The 20,337-nt window shown below is 64.7% G+C and carries 18 protein-coding genes; 7 read left to right on the top strand and 11 right to left on the bottom strand.

The genetic code is table 11. The features are described 5' to 3' along the window. Positions 1-98 precede the first annotated feature (98 nt). The 3 genes from QTI05_RS01295 to QTI05_RS01285 all read left to right on the top strand — a co-directional run bounded on the left by QTI05_RS01295 (position 99) and on the right by QTI05_RS01285 (position 1,478). Positions 99-536, top strand: coding sequence for a GlcG/HbpS family heme-binding protein (locus QTI05_RS01295; RefSeq protein WP_286622614.1), 438 nt, complete (start codon positions 99-101; stop codon positions 534-536). A 185-nt stretch (positions 537-721) separates the two neighbouring features. After that, on the top strand, positions 722-1,165 hold the full coding sequence (locus QTI05_RS01290) for a hypothetical protein (protein WP_286622613.1): 444 nt from the start codon (positions 722-724) through the stop codon (positions 1,163-1,165). Between the two features lie 109 nt (positions 1,166-1,274). Continuing rightward, positions 1,275-1,478, top strand: a complete 204-nt coding sequence (locus QTI05_RS01285; protein WP_286622612.1) for a hypothetical protein — start codon at positions 1,275-1,277, stop codon at positions 1,476-1,478. Positions 1,479-1,750: 272 nt separating this feature from the next. On the opposite strand, the gene QTI05_RS01280 is transcribed toward QTI05_RS01285, so the two are convergent. From QTI05_RS01280 to QTI05_RS01260, 5 genes are all read right to left on the bottom strand, one after another. Continuing rightward, complete coding sequence (locus QTI05_RS01280) at positions 1,751-2,593, bottom strand: citryl-CoA lyase (RefSeq protein WP_286622611.1); 843 nt, start codon at positions 2,591-2,593, stop codon at positions 1,751-1,753. Then, the gene (locus QTI05_RS01275) at positions 2,590-3,789 is read right to left on the bottom strand and encodes a CaiB/BaiF CoA transferase family protein (protein WP_286622610.1); all 1,200 of its coding nucleotides are present in this window, start codon (positions 3,787-3,789) and stop codon (positions 2,590-2,592) included. The genes QTI05_RS01280 and QTI05_RS01275 overlap by 4 nt, the downstream gene beginning before the upstream one ends. Positions 3,790-3,799: 10 nt before the next feature. Further along, on the bottom strand, positions 3,800-4,762 hold the full coding sequence (locus tag QTI05_RS01270; RefSeq protein WP_286622609.1) for a tripartite tricarboxylate transporter substrate binding protein: 963 nt from the start codon (positions 4,760-4,762) through the stop codon (positions 3,800-3,802). Positions 4,763-4,792: 30 nt separating this feature from the next. Next, on the bottom strand, positions 4,793-5,734 hold the full coding sequence (locus QTI05_RS01265; protein WP_286623325.1) for a Bug family tripartite tricarboxylate transporter substrate binding protein: 942 nt from the start codon (positions 5,732-5,734) through the stop codon (positions 4,793-4,795). 78 nt (positions 5,735-5,812) lie between these two features. Continuing rightward, the gene (locus QTI05_RS01260) at positions 5,813-6,871 is read right to left on the bottom strand and encodes an amidohydrolase family protein (protein ID WP_286622608.1); all 1,059 of its coding nucleotides are present in this window, start codon (positions 6,869-6,871) and stop codon (positions 5,813-5,815) included. Positions 6,872-6,990: 119 nt separating this feature from the next. On the opposite strand from QTI05_RS01260, the gene QTI05_RS01255 reads away from it, so the two are divergent. Next, on the top strand, positions 6,991-7,824 hold the full coding sequence (locus tag QTI05_RS01255; protein WP_444812854.1) for an IclR family transcriptional regulator: 834 nt from the start codon (positions 6,991-6,993) through the stop codon (positions 7,822-7,824). Between the two features lie 379 nt (positions 7,825-8,203). Here the strand turns inward: QTI05_RS01255 and QTI05_RS01250 are convergent, their stop codons facing one another. The 3 genes from QTI05_RS01250 to QTI05_RS01240 form a co-directional block, all read right to left on the bottom strand. Continuing rightward, a complete protein-coding gene (locus QTI05_RS01250) occupies positions 8,204-10,069 on the bottom strand; it encodes an ATP-binding response regulator (RefSeq protein WP_286622607.1) in 1,866 nt (621 codons plus the stop codon). Beyond that, entirely contained in the window at positions 10,066-10,674 is a 609-nt protein-coding gene (locus QTI05_RS01245) for a response regulator transcription factor (RefSeq protein WP_286542555.1), read from the bottom strand. Before QTI05_RS01245 ends, QTI05_RS01250 begins: the two co-directional genes overlap by 4 nt. Positions 10,675-10,768: 94 nt before the next feature. Further along, positions 10,769-11,164, bottom strand: coding sequence for a hypothetical protein (locus QTI05_RS01240; RefSeq protein WP_286542556.1), 396 nt, complete (start codon positions 11,162-11,164; stop codon positions 10,769-10,771). A 306-nt stretch (positions 11,165-11,470) separates the two neighbouring features. Here QTI05_RS01240 and QTI05_RS01235 point away from each other — a divergent pair, with 306 nt between their 5' ends. Next, the gene (locus QTI05_RS01235; RefSeq protein ID WP_286622606.1) at positions 11,471-13,048 is read left to right on the top strand and encodes an InlB B-repeat-containing protein; all 1,578 of its coding nucleotides are present in this window, start codon (positions 11,471-11,473) and stop codon (positions 13,046-13,048) included. Positions 13,049-13,939: 891 nt separating this feature from the next. Here QTI05_RS01235 and QTI05_RS01230 read toward each other — a convergent pair. The 3 genes from QTI05_RS01230 to QTI05_RS01220 form a co-directional block, all read right to left on the bottom strand. Further along, positions 13,940-16,069, bottom strand: a complete 2,130-nt coding sequence (locus QTI05_RS01230; protein WP_286542561.1) for a DNA/RNA non-specific endonuclease — start codon at positions 16,067-16,069, stop codon at positions 13,940-13,942. Positions 16,070-16,244: 175 nt separating this feature from the next. Next, positions 16,245-17,624, bottom strand: coding sequence for an esterase-like activity of phytase family protein (locus tag QTI05_RS01225; RefSeq protein WP_286542563.1), 1,380 nt, complete (start codon positions 17,622-17,624; stop codon positions 16,245-16,247). A 141-nt stretch (positions 17,625-17,765) separates the two neighbouring features. Next, positions 17,766-18,590: a MetQ/NlpA family ABC transporter substrate-binding protein gene (locus QTI05_RS01220; RefSeq protein WP_444812853.1), complete on the bottom strand. Its 825-nt coding sequence runs from the start codon at positions 18,588-18,590 to the stop codon at positions 17,766-17,768. Between the two features lie 159 nt (positions 18,591-18,749). Here QTI05_RS01220 and QTI05_RS01215 point away from each other — a divergent pair, with 159 nt between their 5' ends. Further along, a complete protein-coding gene (locus QTI05_RS01215) occupies positions 18,750-19,655 on the top strand; it encodes a methionine ABC transporter ATP-binding protein (protein ID WP_286542566.1) in 906 nt (301 codons plus the stop codon). After that, positions 19,648-20,310, top strand: a complete 663-nt coding sequence (locus QTI05_RS01210) for a methionine ABC transporter permease (RefSeq protein WP_286542568.1) — start codon at positions 19,648-19,650, stop codon at positions 20,308-20,310. The genes QTI05_RS01215 and QTI05_RS01210 overlap by 8 nt, the downstream gene beginning before the upstream one ends. Positions 20,311-20,337 lie beyond the last annotated feature (27 nt).

Below are 20,337 nucleotides of genomic sequence, written 5' to 3'. Positions count from 1 at the left end.
GATGATTTGTGCACAGCAGATGCGAAGAAATCTGGAATAGGCATGCAGTCCGTCGATCCCTAGCATCGGCCGCTTCATTCAATCGCAGGGATCTCGACATGAGCTCAGTTTCACGCATCATTCCATACGGCCCGCCCCTGTCGCTCGACGTTGCGCGGCGGATTGCAGCCACCGCCGAAGCCGAAGCGAAAGCCAACGGTTGGCCGATGGTGATTGCCGTCATGGACAGTGGCGCCAATCTGGTCGTGCTGCACAAGATGGATCAGGCCCAGACCGGGAGCATCACCATTGCCCAGGCCAAGGCGGAGAGTGCCGTGCGGTTCAAGCGGCCGACCAAGGTGTTCGAGGAGGCCTTGGCTGCAGGCGGCATCCATCTCAGGCTGCTCGCGACGCATGGTGCGTCCCCCCTCGAGGGAGGACTTCCGCTGATGCTGGCGGGCCAGCTGGTTGGGGCGATCGGAGTTTCCGGCATGCAATCCACACAGGACGCGCAGGTCGCGGCCGCCGGCGCCAAGGCGATTGCAGACACCAGTTGAATCCCCGGGTGGTGGCTGAGTTCACCAAAGACCGGCTCTGGCCGCTTTCTGCCTTCCAGGAAGCGAGGCCATGGGCCCGGGTTTGCTTTCGCCTACAAGAGATACCTGTCCAACCCGACACCGCGATGAGTTCGTCTTCTCCCAAATACCCGTTTCGCAACCGATGCTCCACTTGAAGGACTGCCATGCCAGACGACGCAAAGACCCCCTCTCAACTTGCCGACGAAGCCCGCCAGATCGGACGAGACGCCTCGAACGCGGCCAGTGGAATCACTGACGAGGCCAAGACGATTGCCAGCGAAACGGTTCAAGCGTTGCGGTCAAGCGCCGCCGACGCGAGGGCGACTGCGGGCGAGGCGCTCGACACGGTGCGCGGCGTCGCCGCCGATGCGAAGGATGTTGCCGCAGACGCGATAGGTACCGGTAGGGTCTACGCGCAGAGTGCGGTCAACGAAGCCGGGAAGAAAATCGTGAGTGTCAAAGAGCGGGCTGCCGAATGGCAGGCGTCCTGCGGGAAACAGATCGCAGCCGAACCCGTGAAGTCTGTACTGGTCGCTGCCGCGGGCGGTGCACTGCTCGCGGGCTTGCTCTTGGCCTTCGGTCGGTCCAAGCCTCGCTACTGCGACTGACGCAGGGGGTTTACCCGATCCATATGGCGGCATTGCGGCGGCCAGAAGCAGCGGAATTCCGTGTGGTTTGTCGCTTGGAGTGGCGAGTTTCTCGGCGCAAGATGAGCGCATGTACAAACGTCTCGCTCTGCTGCTGAGTCCCCTGATCACCGTGGGCTTGGTGTATGTGTTCGGCATTGCCGCGGTGATGGTGTGCTTCGCCCTCGCGCTGGGGACGTTGATTTTCTCGACCGGAGAGAGCAACGACCCCATGGCGAGAGAGCGGGAACAAGACTCGTCCTTCGCAGGGACGACGCTTGCAGGTAGTCTTTGAGCACGGGGTCGGAAACACACCGGCGCTCACGGCAACGAACGCAATTGCGAAGATTGCCGTTCCGTCCCCAATGGCTTGCGTCGGCAGGATGGTCCCCATTGCCGCAACAGCCGTCGCTTGGTCTTCAGGTCGAGAAGTAGCTCTCCATTGCGGCGTTGGTCCGCGGGGCTGCCTCACCGCAAGGGCGAGGAGCCGGGCGCTTTAAGATGGGCGCCCAGTGGCAAGGAAAGATGGGCCAACCCATTGCCCAGCGAGCCGAATCTCGAACTTGACTAGCGCTGGTCAGGCACCTCTCGGACGTGTTGACCTTCGTACGTGGGGATGTACTGCCGCGGGATTGGCCCTTTGATGCGGCCGCCTTGCTGGGTCTGCTCCCATGCGTGAGCAAGCACGCCGACAGACCTTGAAAGACAAAACAGCCCCCGGGCCAAGGGTGCGGGAAAGCCAAGCTCGGCATAGATGACCGCCGTCGCTCCATCGATGTTCATCGGGATGGGCTTGCCCTTGCTCGCACTCAGCTTCGCCTCGACGGCCCGGCCGATGTGCGCGAACCGTCCACTGACCTCGCCGCGGCCAGCCGCCTCGTCAACGAGTTCCAGCAGCGGCGCGCTGCGCGGGTCGACCGGGTGGAAGCGATGGCCGAACCCTGAGATGACCTTGCCGTGCGTTTCAACAAACGCCCGAAGCCCTGCGTCGACAGCGTCATCCTCTGTCAAGCCAGCGTCGATGCGCGCAGCGATGTCCTCATAGAGCTCGACCGCCTGCTCGCCAGCGCCGCCATGGACATCACCGAGTACGTTGACCGCAGATGCCATTGCGCTGTTCAACCCCACGCCGCAGGTTGCAGCCATGCGCGCAATCGCAATGCTCGGCGCCTGTGGGCCGTGATCGACCGCGGACATCAGCGCGGCCTCCAGCAGTTGGCCCTGGGTGCGAGTCGGCAACTCGCCCCGGGTCATCAACCAAATCATCTGGGCCAGGCTGACCTTCTTCCGAATCAGGTCTTCAATGGGGTATCCGCGGTAGCGGATGACCCCGGGAGACATGTCGATGATGCTCGTGCGCCACCAGTCTTCCGTGGTCTTTCGAGCGTCCGAGGACGTGGCATCGGTCATATCGCTTTCTCCGTTCTGAGTGCTTCGATTTCTGAAGCCGAGTAGCCAAGGCTCGCCAGGATTTCCTCGGAATGCTGACCCAGCGTCGGCGGAGGCGAGTCGACTCGCGGCGCCTTTCCGTTGACCTTGAAACCCGTGCGCAGGAGGCGGATGTCGCGACCGACACCCGGCGCGTCCGGGAAGGTTCCCACCATGCCGCGCTCGGCAACCTGGGGATGCTCCAGCGCCTGCGGCACGCTGTAGACCGGCCCCGCCGGCACGCCGGCCTGATTGAAAAGCTTCCACCACTCGTCCGTGGAGCGAGAAGCCATGGCCTCCTCGAGGATGGCTTTGAGCTCGAAGCGATGCTGGAGCCGACTCTGGCGCTCGCTGAAGCGGCCATCTTGAATGAGTTCCGGCCGGCCGACCACATGGCAGACGGCCTCGAACTGCTCCTGCTTGTTCGCTGCGATGTTCAGCAGTCCATCGCCTGTTCGAAACGTTCCCGAAGGACTCGCGGTCACGTTCTCGTTGCCCATCGGCTTGGGTTCACGCCCGGCGACCAGGTGATTCGAGACCGCCCAACCCATCGTCGACATGACGGCCTCAAGCATGGAGACGTCGATGAACGTGCCACCTTCGCGGCTTCTGTCCGCCAGCGCTGCAGCCACGGCGAACGCGGCTGTGATGCCTCCAATGGTGTCCGCCATGGGATAGCCGACGCGATACGGCGCGTTCTCTGGCGCGCCCGTGATGCTCATGACACCGGACATGCCCTGGATGATTTGGTCGTATGCCGGCAGGTCCCGAAGCGGCCCCTCTTGTCCGAAGCCCGAGATGGCGCAGTAGATGAGCTTTGGGTTTTCATTCAACAGCTCTTCGTAGCCCAGCCCCAGGCGCTTCATGACGCCCGGCCTGAAGTTCTCCACGAGCACGTCGGCGGTGCGCACGAGCTTGCGAAAGACATCCTTTCCCGACGGATGCTTGAAGTCGATGGTGATGGAACGCTTGCCGGGGTTCTGCGCCAGGAAGGACACTCCCATGTAGCGCTTGTTCAGTTCGGCGTCGGCGCCGAGCTGGCGTGCCAGGTCTCCACCATTGCGGGTCTCGACCTTGACGACGTCGGCGCCCATGTGAGCGAGCTGGTGGCAGGCGAAGGGACCGGCGAGCACGTTGGTCAGGTCCAGCACGCGGATGCCGCGAAGTGCGTTGGTCATGTCGGCCTCCTCAGTCGGCCTTGATGCCGGCCTGCTTGATGACAGCAGTCCAGCGCTGGATTTCGCTGTTCACCAGTTGCGTGGCCTGTGCCGGCGTGTTGGCGACGACGGTCATGCCCATCTCGGCGAATTTCTTCTTGGCCTCGGGTTGAGCGAGTGCGGCGTTGAACGCCTTGTTGAGCTTGTCGACGGTCGCCGGGGGCGTACCTGCCGGCGCACCAATGCCAATCCAGTAGTCGATGTCCATCTTGGGGATACCGGCTTCCTTGGCGCTGGGTACATCGGGGAGCATCGCGTTGCGCTCGGCGCCCGTCACCATCAGGGCGCGCAGCTTGCCGCTCTTGATGTGCGGCAGCGCGGTAGGGACCGAAGTGATGAGCGCTTGCACCTGGTTGCCCATCAAGTCCGTCAGCACAGCGCCGGCGCCCTTGTAAGGAACGTGCACGATGTCCACGCCCGTGGTGCTCTTGAACAGCTCGCCTGCAAGGTGGGTGTTCGTGCCATTGCCGCCTGACCCGTAGTTGAGCTTGCCCGGCTGCGCCTTGGCCAGTGCGATGAACTCTTGAACGTTCTTCGCCGGCACGGCGGGGTTCACGACCAGCACGTGAGGAACCTTGACCGCCGTCGTGACTTGCGTGAAGGCCTTTTGCGGGTCAAACGGCAGCGTGGGAATCAGTCCGGCAGCGATGGCATACGACAGCTCGACAGTCAGCAAAGTGGTTCCGTCGGGCGCAGAGCGAGCGGCGGCACCCCACCCAACCACGCCTCCGCCACCGGTGCGGTTGTCCACCACCATCGGCGCACCGACGCCAGGTGCGGTGAATTGAGCGAGTGCGCGCGTTGCCAGGTCGGCGCTTCCGCCGGGTGCGTAGGGAACGATGATGGTGATGGGTTTCTGAGCAAGTGCCGATGCACTGAACAGGCCGGCCGCACCGGCAAGAACCAAGGCGCGACGAACAGAGCTGAATTTCATGATGGTCTCCTGAATTGGTTGAAAGAAATCTCAGTCGAGCTTCGCGCCCGACTCCTTGACCGCGGCGCCCCAACGGGTGCTCTCCGTCTTCAGGAACGCACCGAGTGCTGCGGGCGTGCCGCCGCGCGCGACGCTGCCCTCATCCTTCAGGCGGGCAACGATCTCGGGTCGGGCGAGCGCGGTGTTCATGACCTGATTCATCTTGGCAATCGCCTCCGACGGCGTGCCGGCCGGGGCGACGAGCGCCTTCCAGTCTTCCGCGACGAAACCCGGATAGCCGGATTCAGCGACGGTCGGGATGTTCGGCAGCACGTCGATGCGCTTGAGCGACGTAACAGCGAGCGCGCGCAGCTTGCCGCCCTTGACCATCGAGATGATGCTGGGCGGGGTCGCGAAGTAGATGTCGGTCTGCCCACCAAGCAAGTCATTCGTCGCCGGGCCGGCGCCCTTGTACGGCACGTGCATGACCTTGATGCCCGCCCGTCTGGCGAACATCTCGCCGCCGACATGGCCTACGGTGCCGGTGCCCGCGGACGCCATCGACAGTTGCTTGGCCTGACCCTGCGTCTTGAGGTCTGCGAGGGATTTGATGGGCGAGTCTGCGCGTACCACCAGAACGAGAGGTTGCGAGGCCAGCAGTACGACGGGCTCGAAGTCCTTCAGCGCATCGAAGGGCATCTTGGTATAGAGCGTCGGGTTGATGGCCAGGTTGGCCGTCTGCCCCGTGCCGAAGGTGTAGCCATCCTTCTTGGCCTTGGCGACGGCGTCCATGCCGATGTTGCCGCCGGCACCGGGCTTGTTGTCGACGATAAAGATCCACTTGTCTTTCAAGGTCACCTCGTTCGCGACCAGGCGCGTCAGCACGTCAGTGCCACCGGCGGGCGGGAACGGCACGACGACCTTGATGGGCTGTGACGGATAAGTGGCTTGGGCGCTGGCGGTCGCGCCGCACAACGCGAGTGCGGCGAACATGGCGAGGCGGAAGGCGTGGTTCTGGGATTTCAAGGAAAGTCTCCTGATGGATGTGGACAGCGGGAAAGGGCCGGGGCGTCAGGCAAGTCGGTACACCCGACTTGCCGTCCCCTCGAACAGCGCTCGCCGCTCATCGGCACCCGCGCTGGAGGTCAGTCGTTTGAAGGCGTTCCAGCACGTGGCATAGCTGTAGGAAGCCTTGTCGACAGGGAAATTGCTTTCGAACATGCAGCGGTCTGCACCGAACAGCTCGATGCAGGGCTCCATCCATGGACGCCATGTGTCGACCAGTTGGTGGGAAGTGGGCGGTGTTGCGCTCTTCTCGAACTCGAAGCCGTTGATGCGCATGCCGAGGCCGCCGAGCTTTACGTAAACGTTGGGCAGCTTCGCGAGTTGGCGCATGCCATGCAGCCATGTCTTGAACACCTGCGAGCGGAGGCCCTCGTAGGCGCCAATTCGAACGATGCCGCCGCAGTGGTTGATGACCACAGGGGTGTCGGGGACGGCTTTGGCGAGCTCGAACAGCTCGGGCAGTTGGTGAAAGAACAGCCAGGCGTCGTAGGAAAGGCCAAGCGCGGCCAACTGCGCGACGCCCTGGCCGTAGCCCTTGTCCACGAGCAGGCCTTTGGGCGCGGCGGACAGCGGGTTGACGAGGGACGAATCCGCGTCCCAGGTGCTCAGGTGGCGCACCCCCTTGAACCGGCCTTGGCCCGCTTGGACATGAGCCTCGAGGACTTCGCGCACGTCAGCGCCCAGACGAAGGTCGGCATGGCCAACGATGGCCTTGGCCACTGCGGGAACACCACTGGCGTGCTGCCGCGCAACCGCGGAAACGAATTCAGTTTCGCCAACCGGCTTGAGGGCGGCGGGCCCATCCACTCGATAGCGGGTCTGAGCCTGCATGTAGACCGATGCGACGACGTTGTGGCCTGTGCGCGCGTCGCCCAGGAAGTCGTCAGCCAGGTAGGTCCAGGCGGGTCGCTCGTAGAAGTGATGATGGGCGTCGACGATGCGCAGGCCAGGCTCAAGGACTTCCTCTTCGTGCAGAGCAAGCCAATCGGCGCGAACGGCGAGGTAGTTGGTACTGCTCATCTTTGTCTCGTGTGCATCTGTTTGAGTTCTATCCAATAGAACCATGATCTGTTAGATAGAACTATAAGGGCGAATCTGCACCTTTCTGATCCGGGTAAACCCTTTGATTGGTGCTTCGTGAGCCCGTGGCGGGGGCCGTGTCACACTGCGGTCCGCAGCTCTGAATGAAGCGCGTCCACGATTGCCTGGTGATTCCCATGACCGAACCAAAGCCCGCCGCTCAAACTTCTGATAACGCCGAATCCAGCGGCGTTGCGGTTTTGGACAGGGCCTTTTCGCTGCTCGCCGCCTTCAGCGCGACAGACGCGGCGTTGACGCTCACCGAGCTGTCGAAGAGGACCGGGCTGTACAAGAGCACGGTGCTGCGTTTGCTATCGGCGCTCGAACACGGTGGCTTCATTCGCAAGCTGGCCGATGGGCAGTACGCCATCGGGCCGCAGCCGCTTCGCTTGGCTTCGATTTATCAGCGCTCGTTTCAGGTGGGGCATGTCATCGAGCCCATCCTGAAGCAGCTCAGCGTCGCGACGGGCGAGACCGCATCCTTCTACGTCAGGCACGAGGACAAGCGAATCGCGCTCTTCCGGGTTGAACCTTCCAGGGCGGTTCGTGCGTCGGTGCAGATAGGCCAGGAATACGCGGTCGCGCAGGGTGCATCGGGCAAGGTCCTGCTTGCGTTCTCGCTACCTGTAGCACCCGAATACCAAGCCATTCGCGAGCAGTTCTGGGCGGTGTCTTATGGGGAGCGAGACCCCGAGACTGCATCAGCTGCCGCACCGGTGTTTGGCGTGACCGGAGAACTCCAAGGGGCGTTGGCTATTTCGGGGCCGCGGGCGCGGCTCGCTCCTCCCGAGGCCATGTACGAAGCATGTCGTCATGTGCTGGAGGCCGCGCGCGAGGCGACGATGGCCCTCGGAGGGCTTGCGACTCACTATGCGCAGAGTCTTGAGCGATTGACTGTCGAAAGCTTCGACGCACCCGCAGCAGCTTTGGTCAGCTGACAACCGCATCACTGCCAGGAAGCGACCAACGTTCTGCGCAAGTTCTGCGGAGATCATGAAGTTCGGCTTTTGGCCGAACTTGGTCGGCTGAAAGGGCATTGGCATGCATCCCTGGTGGGACGAGAAAGTCGCACCGCTGGTGAGACCACTGCCCTGGACCCACAACCTGATCATCCTCAGCCAGAGCAAGCGCGCCGCAAGCGACTAGGCATGAGCGCCTGAAACTGGATCTCGATGATGTCCATATCTCTCTCAAATGGATGCCATTGCTGCGGGCGATGCCTACCGGCCACGCAGTTGTACGCGCTCGCGGAGTAGGGTGGGGCGTGCGCGCGGTATTTCTGCACGACAGCCTGCTAGATGAGTTCTGATAGATCTGTCAGCGTGACGTGACCGAGGTTGCATCGTTCGGGAACGCTTTCCCGATGTGTGCCTGGGCATGGCCGAGAAAGGCGCGCAGCTGAGGAGGTCGTACCGGCTTGATGATCACGGGCAGGCCAGCCGCGCGCGCCGCCATCAGATGGTCGCCTCCCACATCGCCGGTGACGATCAACGCGGGCAGGTCGGCCTCGTTCAGCGCCGAACGCAGATCCTCGATGGCCTGGATGCCGCTCACCTGCGGCCCCAGCCGCAGGTCCACCACCAGCGCATGGGGTCTGAAGCCGGCGTGGAGCATGCCCAATGCGCCCTCCACGTCGCTCGCGGATCGAACGTCCATTCCCCATGAAGCGAGCAGCCCATCAAGCGCCTGCAACGAACTGGGGTCATCGTCGACCACCAGTATTCGCACCGCCAATGCGGTTGCCGATGACGATGCGGCGGGCCGTTCGACATCCTCCGGCGGCTCGCTCATGGCGGCATCGGCCAAGGGGAGGTGAAGCTCGAACACGCTGCCTTGCCCTTGTACCGAGTGCGCCGTCACCCGCAGGTCGAGCAGTTCGCTCAACCGCTTGACGGTGGACAGCCCCAGGCCGTAGCCCAGCCGCCGGTCGCGCGCCGGATTGTCGACCTGGTAGAACTCCTCGAAAACGCGCGGCAGATGATCGGAAGAAATGCCAATGCCCGTGTCCTCGATGGCCAGCCTCAGCTGGCCGCTGTCGATCCGGCTGCTGATGCGCACCTGTCCCTCCCGCGTGTAGCGGATGGCATTCGCCAGCAGGTTGGTGACGACCCTGGCCAACAGGGCCCGGTCGCTGCGCACGACCACGTGGCCGGCGGCGATTTCGAAGCGCAGCCCCTTCGCGATGGCCACCGCCTGGTGCGGCCGGCAGCAGTGGCCCAGCAGTTCGTCGATGGCAAAGGTCGACCACTGCGGGCTGAGCGATCCGGCGTCGGCGCGCGTGATGTCGAGCAGGTCGTCCACTACGTCGGTCATGCCGTCGGCGCAGGCCACCAACTGCTCCGACATCTCTTTCACGTGGCGCTCCGTGCTTACGGTGTGCACCGTCTGCGCCAGCAGCGCCATCGCGTTGAGCGGCTGGCGCAGGTCGTGGTTGGCCGAGGCGAAGAAGCGCATGCGCGCGGCCACCGCCTCTTCAGCGGTTCGCCGCGCCGAGCTGCTGCGTTCGTTTTCGGCACTCAGCGCGATCACCAGTTCCGCATTGTGCTTGCGCTGCGCCTGGATCTCGTGAAGCGCGGAGGACAGCTCCTTGGCGCTGAGCAGCGTGTAGATGCCGATGAGCGACACGATCAGCGCCATCGCCAGGTGGTAGCTGCCGCCGAACCAGATGTCGCGCAGCACCAGCGGCCCCAGGATGAGCACCACATAGACGATGGCCGCGCGCCCCATCGTCGAGAGCCGCACCGCACCGCCGAGGGCGACAGTGACCATCGCGATGTGAAGAATGGCCTCGGCCTGCGCCGGCCCTTCATCGTGCAGCAGCACGCTGAGAGCGCCCCAGAACAAGGCCAGGATCTGGTTGCTTGCCATGATGGGCAGCACCATCCCCGGCAGGTTCGCCCGCAGGCCTGGTCGCAACGCCCATGCGAGCCAGATGCCCAGGCGCATGGCGATGAGGCTGCCGTAGGCGACAAGCCAGGCCAGCACGCGCGGGCCGTCTGCTTCGTCTTCGTACTCGAGATAGCACAGGAGTCCGCCGACGGCGGCCAGGATCCACGACCACGGCGTGGAGCGGATCATTTGCTCCAGTTGCTGGAACTGCAGGTCCGAGAAGGTTGGGCGCGAGGCGATGAAGCCGGGTGCGCGCGCGGGTTGTTCGGGGGAAGAGGGCGACTCGGGCCTCATCGCAAATCCAGCATCAGCCCCGCGCGCCGGGCCTGCACCAGCAGGTGGGTGCGGTTGCGCGCGTCCATGGTGTCGAGCAGGGCCGTGATGTGGAGCTTGACCGTGCGCTCGGCGATGTTCAGCTCGGCGGCGATCTGCTTGTTCTGCCGGCCTTGGGCGACCAGCAGCAGCACTTCGAGCTGCCGCGGGGTCAGGCTGGAAGCCGGCAGGCTGGCGCGCAGCTGCAGCACATCGAAAGCCTCGCCGCCCGCCGCCACTTCGTCCAGCGCGGCGGCGATGTGCGCCACCGACTGCGACTTGCCGATGAAGCCGGCCGCGCCCGCGGCGCGCGCGCGCGCCGCGAGTGCCGGTTCCTCGTCGCCCGAGATCATCAGGCGGGACACGAGAGGGTGCCGGGCGCCGAACAGGCGCAACCCTTCGAGGCCGTCTTCGCCGCCCAGGCGGTAGTCGATCAGCACGATGTCCGGCGGGCACTGCGAGGCGCGTTCCACACCCTGCCCCAGCGACAGGGCGGTCTCCACCTCGAAGTCGGGGCGCGCGTGCGCCAGTGCATGCGCAAAGCCGACACCGAACAGCGGGTGGTCGTCGACAAGCAGGAGTTTCATGGTGCCGTGATCCTCGGCGCGAGCCCGGCAGGCCGCGCCATCTCCTCGTAGGGCGCCATTGTCCACACCGGTGGGTGTGGTGCGAGCCCGCGCCTCAGTTGCAACGACCGGCGGCGCGCAGCAGCGCGTTGCAAGCGGGTGCCGGTGTCGAGCTGGTCGCCGGCTTGGCATTGGAGCGACGGGCGGACGCGGGCGCATCGCTCTGGCGCATCTCCTGGCAGATGGCATCGCTGACCACCCGGCCGACCACCGACACCGAACCTTCCACGTAGCAGTTGTACGTGCGGCCACCGTCGGTCTTGGCCAGGAAGATCGTCTGCACCCCGCTGTCGGCCCGGTTCGAGATGGTGAACGCAGAGGGCGGCAGGCCCAGCGCCCGCGAGGTGTTGGTGACGATCGCGTCGTCGGTCACGGCATGCGATGCACACCCGCCCACGAGGACGGTGGCAGCGAGAAGCGCGAAGAAGAGAGAGGTGGGTGAAGGTGTCATGCAACGCCGGGAAGTTCAGGGATGCGAGCGAACCCGCAATGGAACCCCCAGCCTAGCCAAACACTGCGCGCCCGGAAACAGCACCTTCGGGCAGGTGCCCGATGGTGCTATGGCCCGCGCCGAACCTCCTTCCTACGATCCGACCCTCTTGAACGAGCAAAGAAGGCGCCGGGCCCCGGTGTCAGCTAACGAGGAATGGCAGTTATGACGAAGAAGAGCGCCTGCAGGCGATGGATGGCTTGTGCGTGGAGCCTGGCCTTGTTGACAGCCTGCGGGGGCGGCGGCGGTGGAGGGTCCGGTGGCGGCTTGCTTCCACCCATCGGTTTCCCGCCGCCCGTCGCGGTGACGCATCGGCTGGACGTCGGCATCACCGGTGCCGGTCGCGTCGGATCGCAGCCGGCGGGCATCGATTGCACCGACAGTTGCGGCGCGGATTTCGCATCGGGCACGCAGGTCACGCTCACGGCCACGCCGGCTGCGGGGCAGGTGCTCGGCAGCTGGGGCGGCGCATGCAGCAGCAACGCCAACACCTGTACCGTGCGGATGGACGCCGCGCTCGCCGTGACGGCTGCGTTCGTCGCCGCACCGCCGGTGGTCGGCTGGGGCGATGCGGTCACGCTGTCCGCCGGCGGCGCCAGCCAGCCGAAGGTGGTAGTCGACGCGCAAGGGCGTGCGCTGCTCGTGTGGCGTCAACTCGAGGCCGACCAACTGACCGACCGGCTGTGGGGCAGCCTCTACCGACCGGGCGGCGGCTGGAGCACGCCGCAGCGTCTGGAGGCCAACAGCGGTGGGGTGCGCGACGTCCGCGTCGCCAGCGACAAGGCCAGCGGTCGCGCCGTCGTGGTGTGGACGCAGCTGAGCTCGGTGACGGGCTACGACCTGTGGGCGCTGCAGGTCGACCCGTCGACCGGCTGGGGCACGCCGGCGCTGCTGGAGACGGGCAGCGGCACGGTCGGCTTCGCGAGCGCAGGCATTGACGCCAACGGCAACGCGGTGGCCGTGTGGTCGCAGATCGGGCCCACCACGCGCTTCAGCATCTATGCCAACCGCTACACGCCGGCGGGTGGCTGGGGCACGGCCGCACTGATCGAGACCAACGAGGTCGTGGGCACCGTGGATGGCGATCCGGCGGTCGTGGTGGCGGGCTCGGGCGAATCGCTGGCCGTGTGGAAGCGCTCCACCGGCAGCAGCGCCTCGCTCTGGACCAATCGTGCCGATGCGAGCGGCAACTGGGCCGCAGCGGCTGAACTCGTGCCGGATGGGGGCACCGCGCAGTCGATCGGCGCGCACGATCTGGCGATCGACGCCGGCGGCAATGCGCTGCTCGCCTGGGGCCAGGTCGACCTGCCCGGTGGAAGCAACCAATGGGAGAGTGCCGTGTGGTTCAAGCGGTTCTCGGGGGGCGCCTGGCAGGGCGGGACCGCACGGGTGGGCGCGCCGTTCATGTCGACGCAGGCCTTGTTGAGCACGCCCGTGCTGCGCATGAACGCGGCCGGTGCGGCGGTCGTGAGCTGGGGGCGGCTGGACAACGCGCTCATGGCCGCAACGGCGCCACCGGGCGCGGCATTCGGCGCGGACACTGTGCTCCGGCCGGCCGCTTCTCAGGCGCTGAGGAGTCTGCCCACGCTGGGCGTGGACGACGCGACGAATGCGCTGGCAGCGTGGACCCAGGCCAATGGCGCAGGGACCGGCGACCTCTACGCCGCCCGCCACACGCTGGCCGGAGGCTGGGGCGCGCCGACGCTGCAGGAGAGCATCGATGAGGCGGCTGAAACGCCCGATATCGGCATGAACGAACTGGGGAATGCAGTCCTGGCCTGGCAGCAGTTCGAGCCGAGCGCGGGAACGCGCATCTTCATCCGACACTACGGTTCTGGTAGATAGGTTGACCACTCTGCGCTTCGGTGCCCGGCCGAAGCGCTGTACGAAGCGCATGGCCGCTCGCTGCAGAAGCTGGCCGGCCTTGCGCGCGATTCCTCCTTGCCGGGCTGCCGGCGTCTGGCCGGGTGTCGTTTCGCACCACCGGATGGACGAAATCGTGGTGCCGGTGATCAGCCTGCCGTGCGCCAGACCCGTCCCGTGAAGGTGCCTGGCGACATCGCGCCACATCTGCTGCTCCAGGTCGCTGCGCGGCCCCATGTGTGGAAAGATCGGTTGTGGCGCAGGGTCTGCCAATCAGTCGGAGCGATGGGGCCCCGCAAATGTGGGGATTGAAATCGGGCGGGCCATTTACAGTTGATCGCACCGACGATTTCGCCTCGTGCGTCTCGAAGCGGCCGTATGTTGACAATCACTGTCACCCGGGAACCGTCAGGGCGCTCGATCACTACCTGGGCGTCGGTTACCAAGGCGATGGCGCCGCTCACCACTTGGGCCATCGGACATTCGGCGTGTGGCAGCGGCGTGCCATCAGGGAGATACATCTGATGAGAACCGCAGAATTTCTCGTCGGTGTCACCGAGCACAGGTTCTCTGCCCCGTAGCTTTACCGCGAGGTCATTGAACTAGGCATCCAACGAAACTCGCTGCCTGCAATGGTTAATCTCCCGCGAGGCCCATTCTGCGCTTCGAGGAGGTCGCGATCGTCGCTGCCGGCTCGACCGTGGAAAAGGCCCCGAAAGGGCTCCTGTTCAAGTTCGAAGGCACACGGTGGTTTCCGAAGCCGCTGCGGATGGGTATTGCGGGCCGGCGAGGGTGACTTTGCCGGCTTTTTCTTTGCGAGCGCTTGTCGTGTGTTTGGCGCGCCGAACGTCGGCGAGCACGGCCGTCGGGCTCCTACAAGACGATGTCGGCGAGTGAGTGAATGAGTATCCCCTGAAGTGCCTCTGCTCCAGCGCCGGGTTGTTGGCCCTGTGTGACAGTGTCGGCGTCGCGAACTGACTGTCCAAAGTCCAGACCCGTTCGCTTCTCTATGGTCTTGATGGCTACCCGCCAATGATTGACGTTGACGAAGGATGGGGAGCGGGGTGGCCCCAGGTTGACGCGGGACTCGTCGAGAAGGGCGCCCTGGTCGACGACCAGACCCACCGCCTTCAACCTCTCCTTGCCGCGCCAAATAACGACTTTGAAGAAGGACGATGGTATTTGCACATCGTCGGCCGTCCGGTCGATGGAGTCGTCGAAGATCGGCCCTTGGAAGACGCACATCCGGCGTTTCGAGTCCTGGGCGAGGATCCCGGTTTCGAGAACGTATCGCTCCACGCCTTGCCAGAACTTGGTTGTCTGGTTGAAGCGAAAGTGTTGAGGCGAACAGTTCGTGAAGTGGAACGTGTCGGCGTTGGCGCGAACAGCTTCCTCATCGGATCCCCAGGTCGGGTCGGTGCGTCGAGTGAGATGTCCGCGGTCAAAGTAGCTCGACCAAGCCGAGTAGAAGTCTTGATTCAGAAAGAAGCTCTCACTGATTCGAGGGTCGCGGAACCAGGTCTCTCCTTCCGCGCTGCTCACTTCTCCGGTCTTCCTGTCCACCGCAAGGTAGGTCTCCCCATCGATGTTGGTGGCGGTGAAGATCGCAATCTGTTTGAAGCGATTCATCTTGACGCTGAAGTGCTCGTACTTGAGTTCACCCTCGGCGGCATTGGGTTCGCCGGCACGCAGCGGGGCGAGCGAGTTCGCCGCCTCCCCCTTGAGGTCGGGCAACGGAATCGCGGTACCGGGAATGAAGGTGGGGTCGTAGCCCGATCGGTTCGCGTAGTCGGTGTCAACGCGAACCGCTTCGGCCCGCCGCCCGAGTGAAGAAGCAACAGCTATCGCTGCTGGCGCAGCGACGCCAGTTCCGACCTGTGCGCCGGCCATACCGTCCAGACTCACGCTGATGCGTAGAGGAATGACGATCTCGACTGCAGTGCCGGTTTTCGGTCCATTCATGACAGCCTCCTTCTCGATGGTGGGTTGAACGAGCGACTCGGGCCGTGGCTCAAGCGGCTTCGGCTTCGGTTTGGGTAGGCCAAGCTTCGGTGCAGCCGAGGAAGTGGAAGCCTGGACACCGAGTTCAAGCGCTTGATCGAGCAGGGGCTGCCATGCCGCGGGTATGTCCGCACGACGCCTGGCCAGGTCGTTCACCAGCGCACTGATCCGGATACCCTCGTTGACCGTCAGCGGAATCGGATTGCCCTGATCATCTACGCGCTCGAGAAACGGCTCGCCATAGTGATGCAGGGCGACAACTTCCCAGTCGTCGTTGAAAACCGGCGATCCGGACGAACCGACCTCCGTGTCGGTCTCGTACAGAAGGGTCCTCGGTGTGCGGGCAACCAGGATGTTCTTTCGAATCGAGATGAGCTTCCGCTGCCCCTCCGGGTGCTGGATGATGTTGGTGCTCATTCCAACAACATGCTTGTCCGGTGCGTTCGACAGCGGGCAGAAGCCGAAGTCGGAGATGTCGCCCTCTCCCGACAACCGTGGACCCACTGCGACCAGCGCGTAGTCAAGATCGGGTTCGTCCGAAAACAGCGCAAGGCTCGTGGCGTCCAAGGTGAACGACGTCATGGGTCTCGGTCGGCCGAGTTCATCGAGTTCGCGGTCGAAGGTGATGGTTGCGCCCATGGCGGCCTGCGCGTTCAGGATCACATGCTGGTTGGTGAGAAACAGTCGAGGGCTCACCAAGAATCCGGTTCCGATCGTGCTGCGGGTTCCGAATGTCACTTCAACATAGGCCACGGCGCGCCGAATGGTCGCTCCCTCGGAAAGAAAGCTTGCAGGTTGGTAGTCGAGCGTATCGCCCTGCTGAGCTTCGGCGCCGCTGCTGCGGCGGTTCTGAAGACGCTTCGCCGCGAACTCGCGGAATCGCTCGGAATCGCGTTCGGCCTGCTGCCAAAGCCCCGAAGCCACGAGACGGCGGACATGCGCTCGGTCGGCCTTGGTCGACTCGACGAGCTTTCGAAATGCATCCGGTCGGATCGCTTCCATCTCTCTTCCCTCTCGCTGTGCTTCACTGGGGTTGACGACAGATTTGCCCGCGGCTCGAAGCATGGTGCGGGGGCCGGCGAAAGCCATCCCCACAACTGAGGATGGATGTCGATGGCGTCATGCGCGTGACAGCTTGTTCGGCCAATCGCCTCCGGCTAGGGAAGCGATCGTTTGTTCACTCGTCGTTCCAGTCGTAGCTTCCTGCGCGATGGTCGCGATCGCGCGGGAAGGCATGGCCGTGGTGATCGCGATTTTCGTCGTCGCTCGTCAGCGAGAACGGCAGGCGGATCTTCAGGAACTCGGTGTTGTCGGACGCCAGCTCGCGTCCGCCGCCATACGGGAAGTTGTTGTCGTTGACGACAAGTATCGTGCGGGGGTCCAGCACCAGCACGTCCTCGATCGTCGTGTACGGGAACGTGAAAGTCGTCTGGCCGTCGGCGTTCAGGTCGAACGGATCGGCGAGGTTCATCAGATCGACGAGTTCGGTCTTGCGCACCGTGCCGCCGTCGGGCACGCCCTGCAGGTCGATCAGGAACACCTTCTTGAATGGGGTCGAATTCGGCGAGGTGGCCGTGCTGCCGTTGCGCTCGAGCACGATGAAGCGGCGGTCGTCGACCGCGACCATGTCGCCGATGTTGGTGCCGTTCGGATCGAGCGGATAGACGTAGCTGCGACCGGTGTAGCGTTCATTCGCGAGATCGAATTCGTTGATGCGGCGCGTCTTGTCGGGGTCGCCGGCCACAAGGCCTTCGAGCAGCGTGTAGAGCCTGGTCTCGCTCTTGTTGATCGCCATGCCTTCGAAGCCGCCCGAGCTCGGCAGGTTTGCCGTCACCTTGCCTGCGATCACGTCCTTGTGCTGCGGCGCGTAGACGCCCGGTAGCGAGATCTCGCTGCGCAGCACGGTGCCATTTGCATCGGTCTTGATCAGGTAAGGGCCGAACTCGTCGCCGAACCAGTAGTTGCCCTGGCGGTCGCGGCGGAACGACTCGACGTCGAAGTCGGCGCCGGTGAGCAGGCGGCCGGCTCGGATGCCGGGGTCGACCGGCGCTTTGACCGGATTGTTGTAGTAGTTCGCGTAGTCGGCCTGGATCGGGATCGTCAGCTTGCGGTGCGCATCGTTCAACTGCAGTCGCGTGCGCGCGTCGAACCGTGGGCGAATCTTGCCGCTGTCCAGGTCGGCCGGCTCGACCGTGCCGCGGCCGCCCTTGGGCGTGCGCCAGAGAATGTGCAGCGCATAGCTGCGCAGCAGCGCGTCGGCCGAGCTCGCCTGCGAGCCGAAGCCGTTGTCGACCAGGAACTGGAACACGTCCTTGCGCGGCCCCTCGAGCACGCCCGAAAAACCCTGAACGGGCTGCTTGTCAAAGTATGGCGGCACGTTCGTGCCGTAGGGGTTGGGCGCGGTGAACTGCCCGGAGGTCGGGCCGTCGGCGAAGGTGGCGGCCGGCATCTGGGCCCAGCCGATCAGCATCTGCGCATGCGCGGCACCGGCGGTCAGCAGCAAGGACGCGGTGAGCGGCGTGAGGGCGTGCCGCACGAAGGATGGAATCGAACGCATGTCATTGCCCGGTCGAGTGATGGAATGCGCGCAATGCTGGCCGTATGTCGTGTCAGGTCGTTGACATGCTTGTGACCCTTGGCAGACGTGATGGCCGGCTGCGGCGATCACGAGCGGGCCGCGCCGGGCCTCGTAGCTGCTTCAGAAAGCCGGCACGAGCGCGCCGTTGAACTTCGTCTCGATGAAGCTCTTCACCTCGGGCGAGTGATAGGCCTTCACGAGCTGCTGTGCCCAGGGCTTGTCCTTGTCGGCCCGCCGCACCGCGATGATGTTGGCGTAGGGCCCCTTCGGCGATTCCTTGATCACGCCGTCCCTGGCCAGCGTGAGACCGGCCTTCTCGGCGTAGTCGTTGTTGATGGACGCAATGGTCAGGTCGTCGAGCGAGCGCGGGAGCTGCGCAGCATCGAGTGGAACCAGTTTCAGCTTCTTGGGGTTCGACACCACGTCGAGCGGCGTTGCAGTGTTGTTCTTCACTGCCTCGGGTTTGAGCGTGATGAGCTTGGCCTCCTGCAGCAGGAGCAGGGCGCGGTTGCCGTTCGATGGATCGTTCTGGATGCCGACCGAGGCGCCGTCCGGCAATGCATCGATCGACTTGATCTTGCGCGAATAGAAGCCCAGCGGCGCGGTGATGGTGAGTCCGACCGGCACGATGTCGAAGCCGCGCGACTTGTTCTGGTTGTCCAGGAACGGCTGGTGCTGGAAGGCGTTGGCATCGAGGTCGCCGGCCGCCAGCGCCGCGTTGGGCAACTGGTAGTCGTTGAAGACGATGACGTCGAGCGTCAGGCCTTCGCGCGCCGCCGCCTTCTTGACCACCTCGAAGATCTGCTCGCCACTGCCGACGGAGACGCCGACCTTGAGGGTTTTCTTCTCCTGCGCGTGCAGGGTGCCGCTGGCGGTGAAGAGGGCAGCGGAGGCCAGGGAGATCGCAGCGATCATCGCGGCGCGGCGGCGGACGGGAAGCAGCATGGTGGTTGGCATGTCGTGTGAAAGAGGCGCGACTGTGCCCGCCGCCGACGCGTTCCGGAACGAAGGAAAACGCATAAGCACGCTCCGAATGCGTCGTTCCATTTGCAGCGGCTCGTTTCCATACTCGCCGTCTTTTGCCGGGCCCGACCTGCACGCCGCATGACTGCTACCTCCCACATCCATCCGCCCGACACGGCGCCGGTGATCCGGCTCGAAGCCGTCCAGAAATCGTTCGCGCTGCCCAGCGGCGAAGTGTTCGACGCCGTCCGCTCGCTCTCGCTCGACATCCATGCCGGTGACATCTTCGGATTGATCGGCAAGAGCGGTGCGGGCAAGTCGACCCTGCTGCGCCTGATCAACCTGCTGGAGCGCCCGGACGCCGGCAAGGTGATCGTGGGTGGACGCGATCTCATGACGCTGTCGCGCCGCGAACTGCGCGACACCCGCCAGACCCTCGGCATGATCTTCCAGCAGTTCAACCTGATCCAGAACGCGACCGTGGCCGACAACGTCGCGTTTCCCTTGAAGATCCACGGCCATCACTCGCGCGCCGCGATTCAGGCGCGCGTGCGCGAGTGCCTGAAGCTGGTGGGGCTCGAAGAGAAGATCGACAGCTATCCGGCGCAGCTCTCTGGCGGGCAGAAGCAGCGGGTGGCCATCGCCCGTGCGCTCGCACCGCGACCGCAGGTGCTGCTGTGCGACGAGCCGACCTCGGCGCTCGACAGCGAGACCACGCGCGAACTGCTGCAGACCTTGCGTGACATCAACCGGAAGATCGGCGTGACCATCGTCATCGTGACGCACGAACTGTCGGTGGTGGAGGCGCTCTGCCGGCATGTGGCGATCCTCGAACAGGGCGAACTGGTCGAGCAGTTCGAGGTCGACGCGCCGTCGTCGGGTCGCCTGACCGCACTGGGACGCGAGATCGACGCGCTGGTGCGGCGGCGCGAGCGCGATGAGCGAGAAGCGGGCCGCCCCCAAGTGCCGGCCGCGCCGGCCGTGGCCCTTTCAGTGAAATCCGGATCGCCGCACCGCGCCGGCGCACAGGGAGTGGCATATGCCTGAGAACATCGTCGCCATCCTGCCCGAGCTCGGGCTGGCCATCGGGCAGACCTTCATGATGCTGGCGATCGGCCTCGGCGCCGCGCTGCTGATCGGCGGGCCGCTCGGCATCCTCCTGTTTCTGCTCAGTCCCGGCCAGTCGCTGGCCAACAAGCCGGTGTTCCTGGTGTTGAACTGGACCGTGAACACGGTGCGGTCGTTTCCCTTCATCATCCTGCTGGTCGCGCTGGTGCCTTTCACGCGGCTCATCGCGGGCACGTCGATCGGGCCGCTGGCCGCTGCGGTGCCGCTGTCCGTCGCCGCCATCCCCTACCTGGCGCGGCTGGTCGACCAGTGTTTGCGCGAGGTGCCGCGCGGCGTCATCGAGGCCGCGCACGCCATGGGCGCGACCGAGCTGCAGATCATCTGGCGGGTGCTCATCGTCGAGGCGCGTTCGGGCCTGGTGCTGGCGTTCACCGTGTTGTCGGTGAGCTTCCTGTCGTACTCGGCGATTGCCGGAGTGGTGGGCGGCGGTGGCATCGGCGACCTCGCGATCCGCTACGGCTACTACCGCTTCCAGACCGACGTGATGGTGCTCACCGTGGCGCTGCTGGTGGTGCTGGTGCAGATCCTCCAATTTGCGGGCAACACCGCTGCGCGCCGGCTCGACAAGCGCTGAATCTTTTTCTTCCTCTTTCTCTTCTCT

The organism is Variovorax fucosicus, from assembly GCF_030316825.1.
Taxonomy (GTDB): Bacteria; Pseudomonadota; Gammaproteobacteria; order Burkholderiales; family Burkholderiaceae_C; genus Variovorax; species Variovorax fucosicus.
This window is presented reverse-complemented; position numbering and strand designations above follow the sequence as displayed.

Bases quoted from the DNA above. Each gene is read 5' to 3' on its own strand.
- QTI05_RS01295 (WP_286622614.1), top strand. From the start codon at position 99: ATGAGCTCAGTTTCACGCATCATTCCATACGGCCCGCCCCTGTCGCTC.
- QTI05_RS01290 (WP_286622613.1), top strand. From the start codon at position 722: ATGCCAGACGACGCAAAGACCCCCTCTCAACTTGCCGACGAAGCCCGC.
- QTI05_RS01285 (WP_286622612.1), top strand. From the start codon at position 1,275: ATGTACAAACGTCTCGCTCTGCTGCTGAGTCCCCTGATCACCGTGGGC.
- QTI05_RS01280 (WP_286622611.1), bottom strand. From the start codon at position 2,593: ATGACCGATGCCACGTCCTCGGACGCTCGAAAGACCACGGAAGACTGG.
- QTI05_RS01275 (WP_286622610.1), bottom strand. From the start codon at position 3,789: ATGACCAACGCACTTCGCGGCATCCGCGTGCTGGACCTGACCAACGTG.
- QTI05_RS01270 (WP_286622609.1), bottom strand. From the start codon at position 4,762: ATGAAATTCAGCTCTGTTCGTCGCGCCTTGGTTCTTGCCGGTGCGGCC.
- QTI05_RS01265 (WP_286623325.1), bottom strand. From the start codon at position 5,734: ATGTTCGCCGCACTCGCGTTGTGCGGCGCGACCGCCAGCGCCCAAGCC.
- QTI05_RS01260 (WP_286622608.1), bottom strand. From the start codon at position 6,871: ATGGTTCTATTGGATAGAACTCAAACAGATGCACACGAGACAAAGATG.
- QTI05_RS01255 (WP_444812854.1), top strand. From the start codon at position 6,991: ATGAAGCGCGTCCACGATTGCCTGGTGATTCCCATGACCGAACCAAAG.
- QTI05_RS01250 (WP_286622607.1), bottom strand. From the start codon at position 10,069: ATGAGGCCCGAGTCGCCCTCTTCCCCCGAACAACCCGCGCGCGCACCC.
- QTI05_RS01245 (WP_286542555.1), bottom strand. From the start codon at position 10,674: ATGAAACTCCTGCTTGTCGACGACCACCCGCTGTTCGGTGTCGGCTTT.
- QTI05_RS01240 (WP_286542556.1), bottom strand. From the start codon at position 11,164: ATGACACCTTCACCCACCTCTCTCTTCTTCGCGCTTCTCGCTGCCACC.
- QTI05_RS01230 (WP_286542561.1), bottom strand. From the start codon at position 16,069: ATGGAAGCGATCCGACCGGATGCATTTCGAAAGCTCGTCGAGTCGACC.
- QTI05_RS01225 (WP_286542563.1), bottom strand. From the start codon at position 17,624: ATGCGTTCGATTCCATCCTTCGTGCGGCACGCCCTCACGCCGCTCACC.
- QTI05_RS01220 (WP_444812853.1), bottom strand. From the start codon at position 18,590: ATGCTGCTTCCCGTCCGCCGCCGCGCCGCGATGATCGCTGCGATCTCC.
- QTI05_RS01215 (WP_286542566.1), top strand. From the start codon at position 18,750: ATGACTGCTACCTCCCACATCCATCCGCCCGACACGGCGCCGGTGATC.
- QTI05_RS01210 (WP_286542568.1), top strand. From the start codon at position 19,648: ATGCCTGAGAACATCGTCGCCATCCTGCCCGAGCTCGGGCTGGCCATC.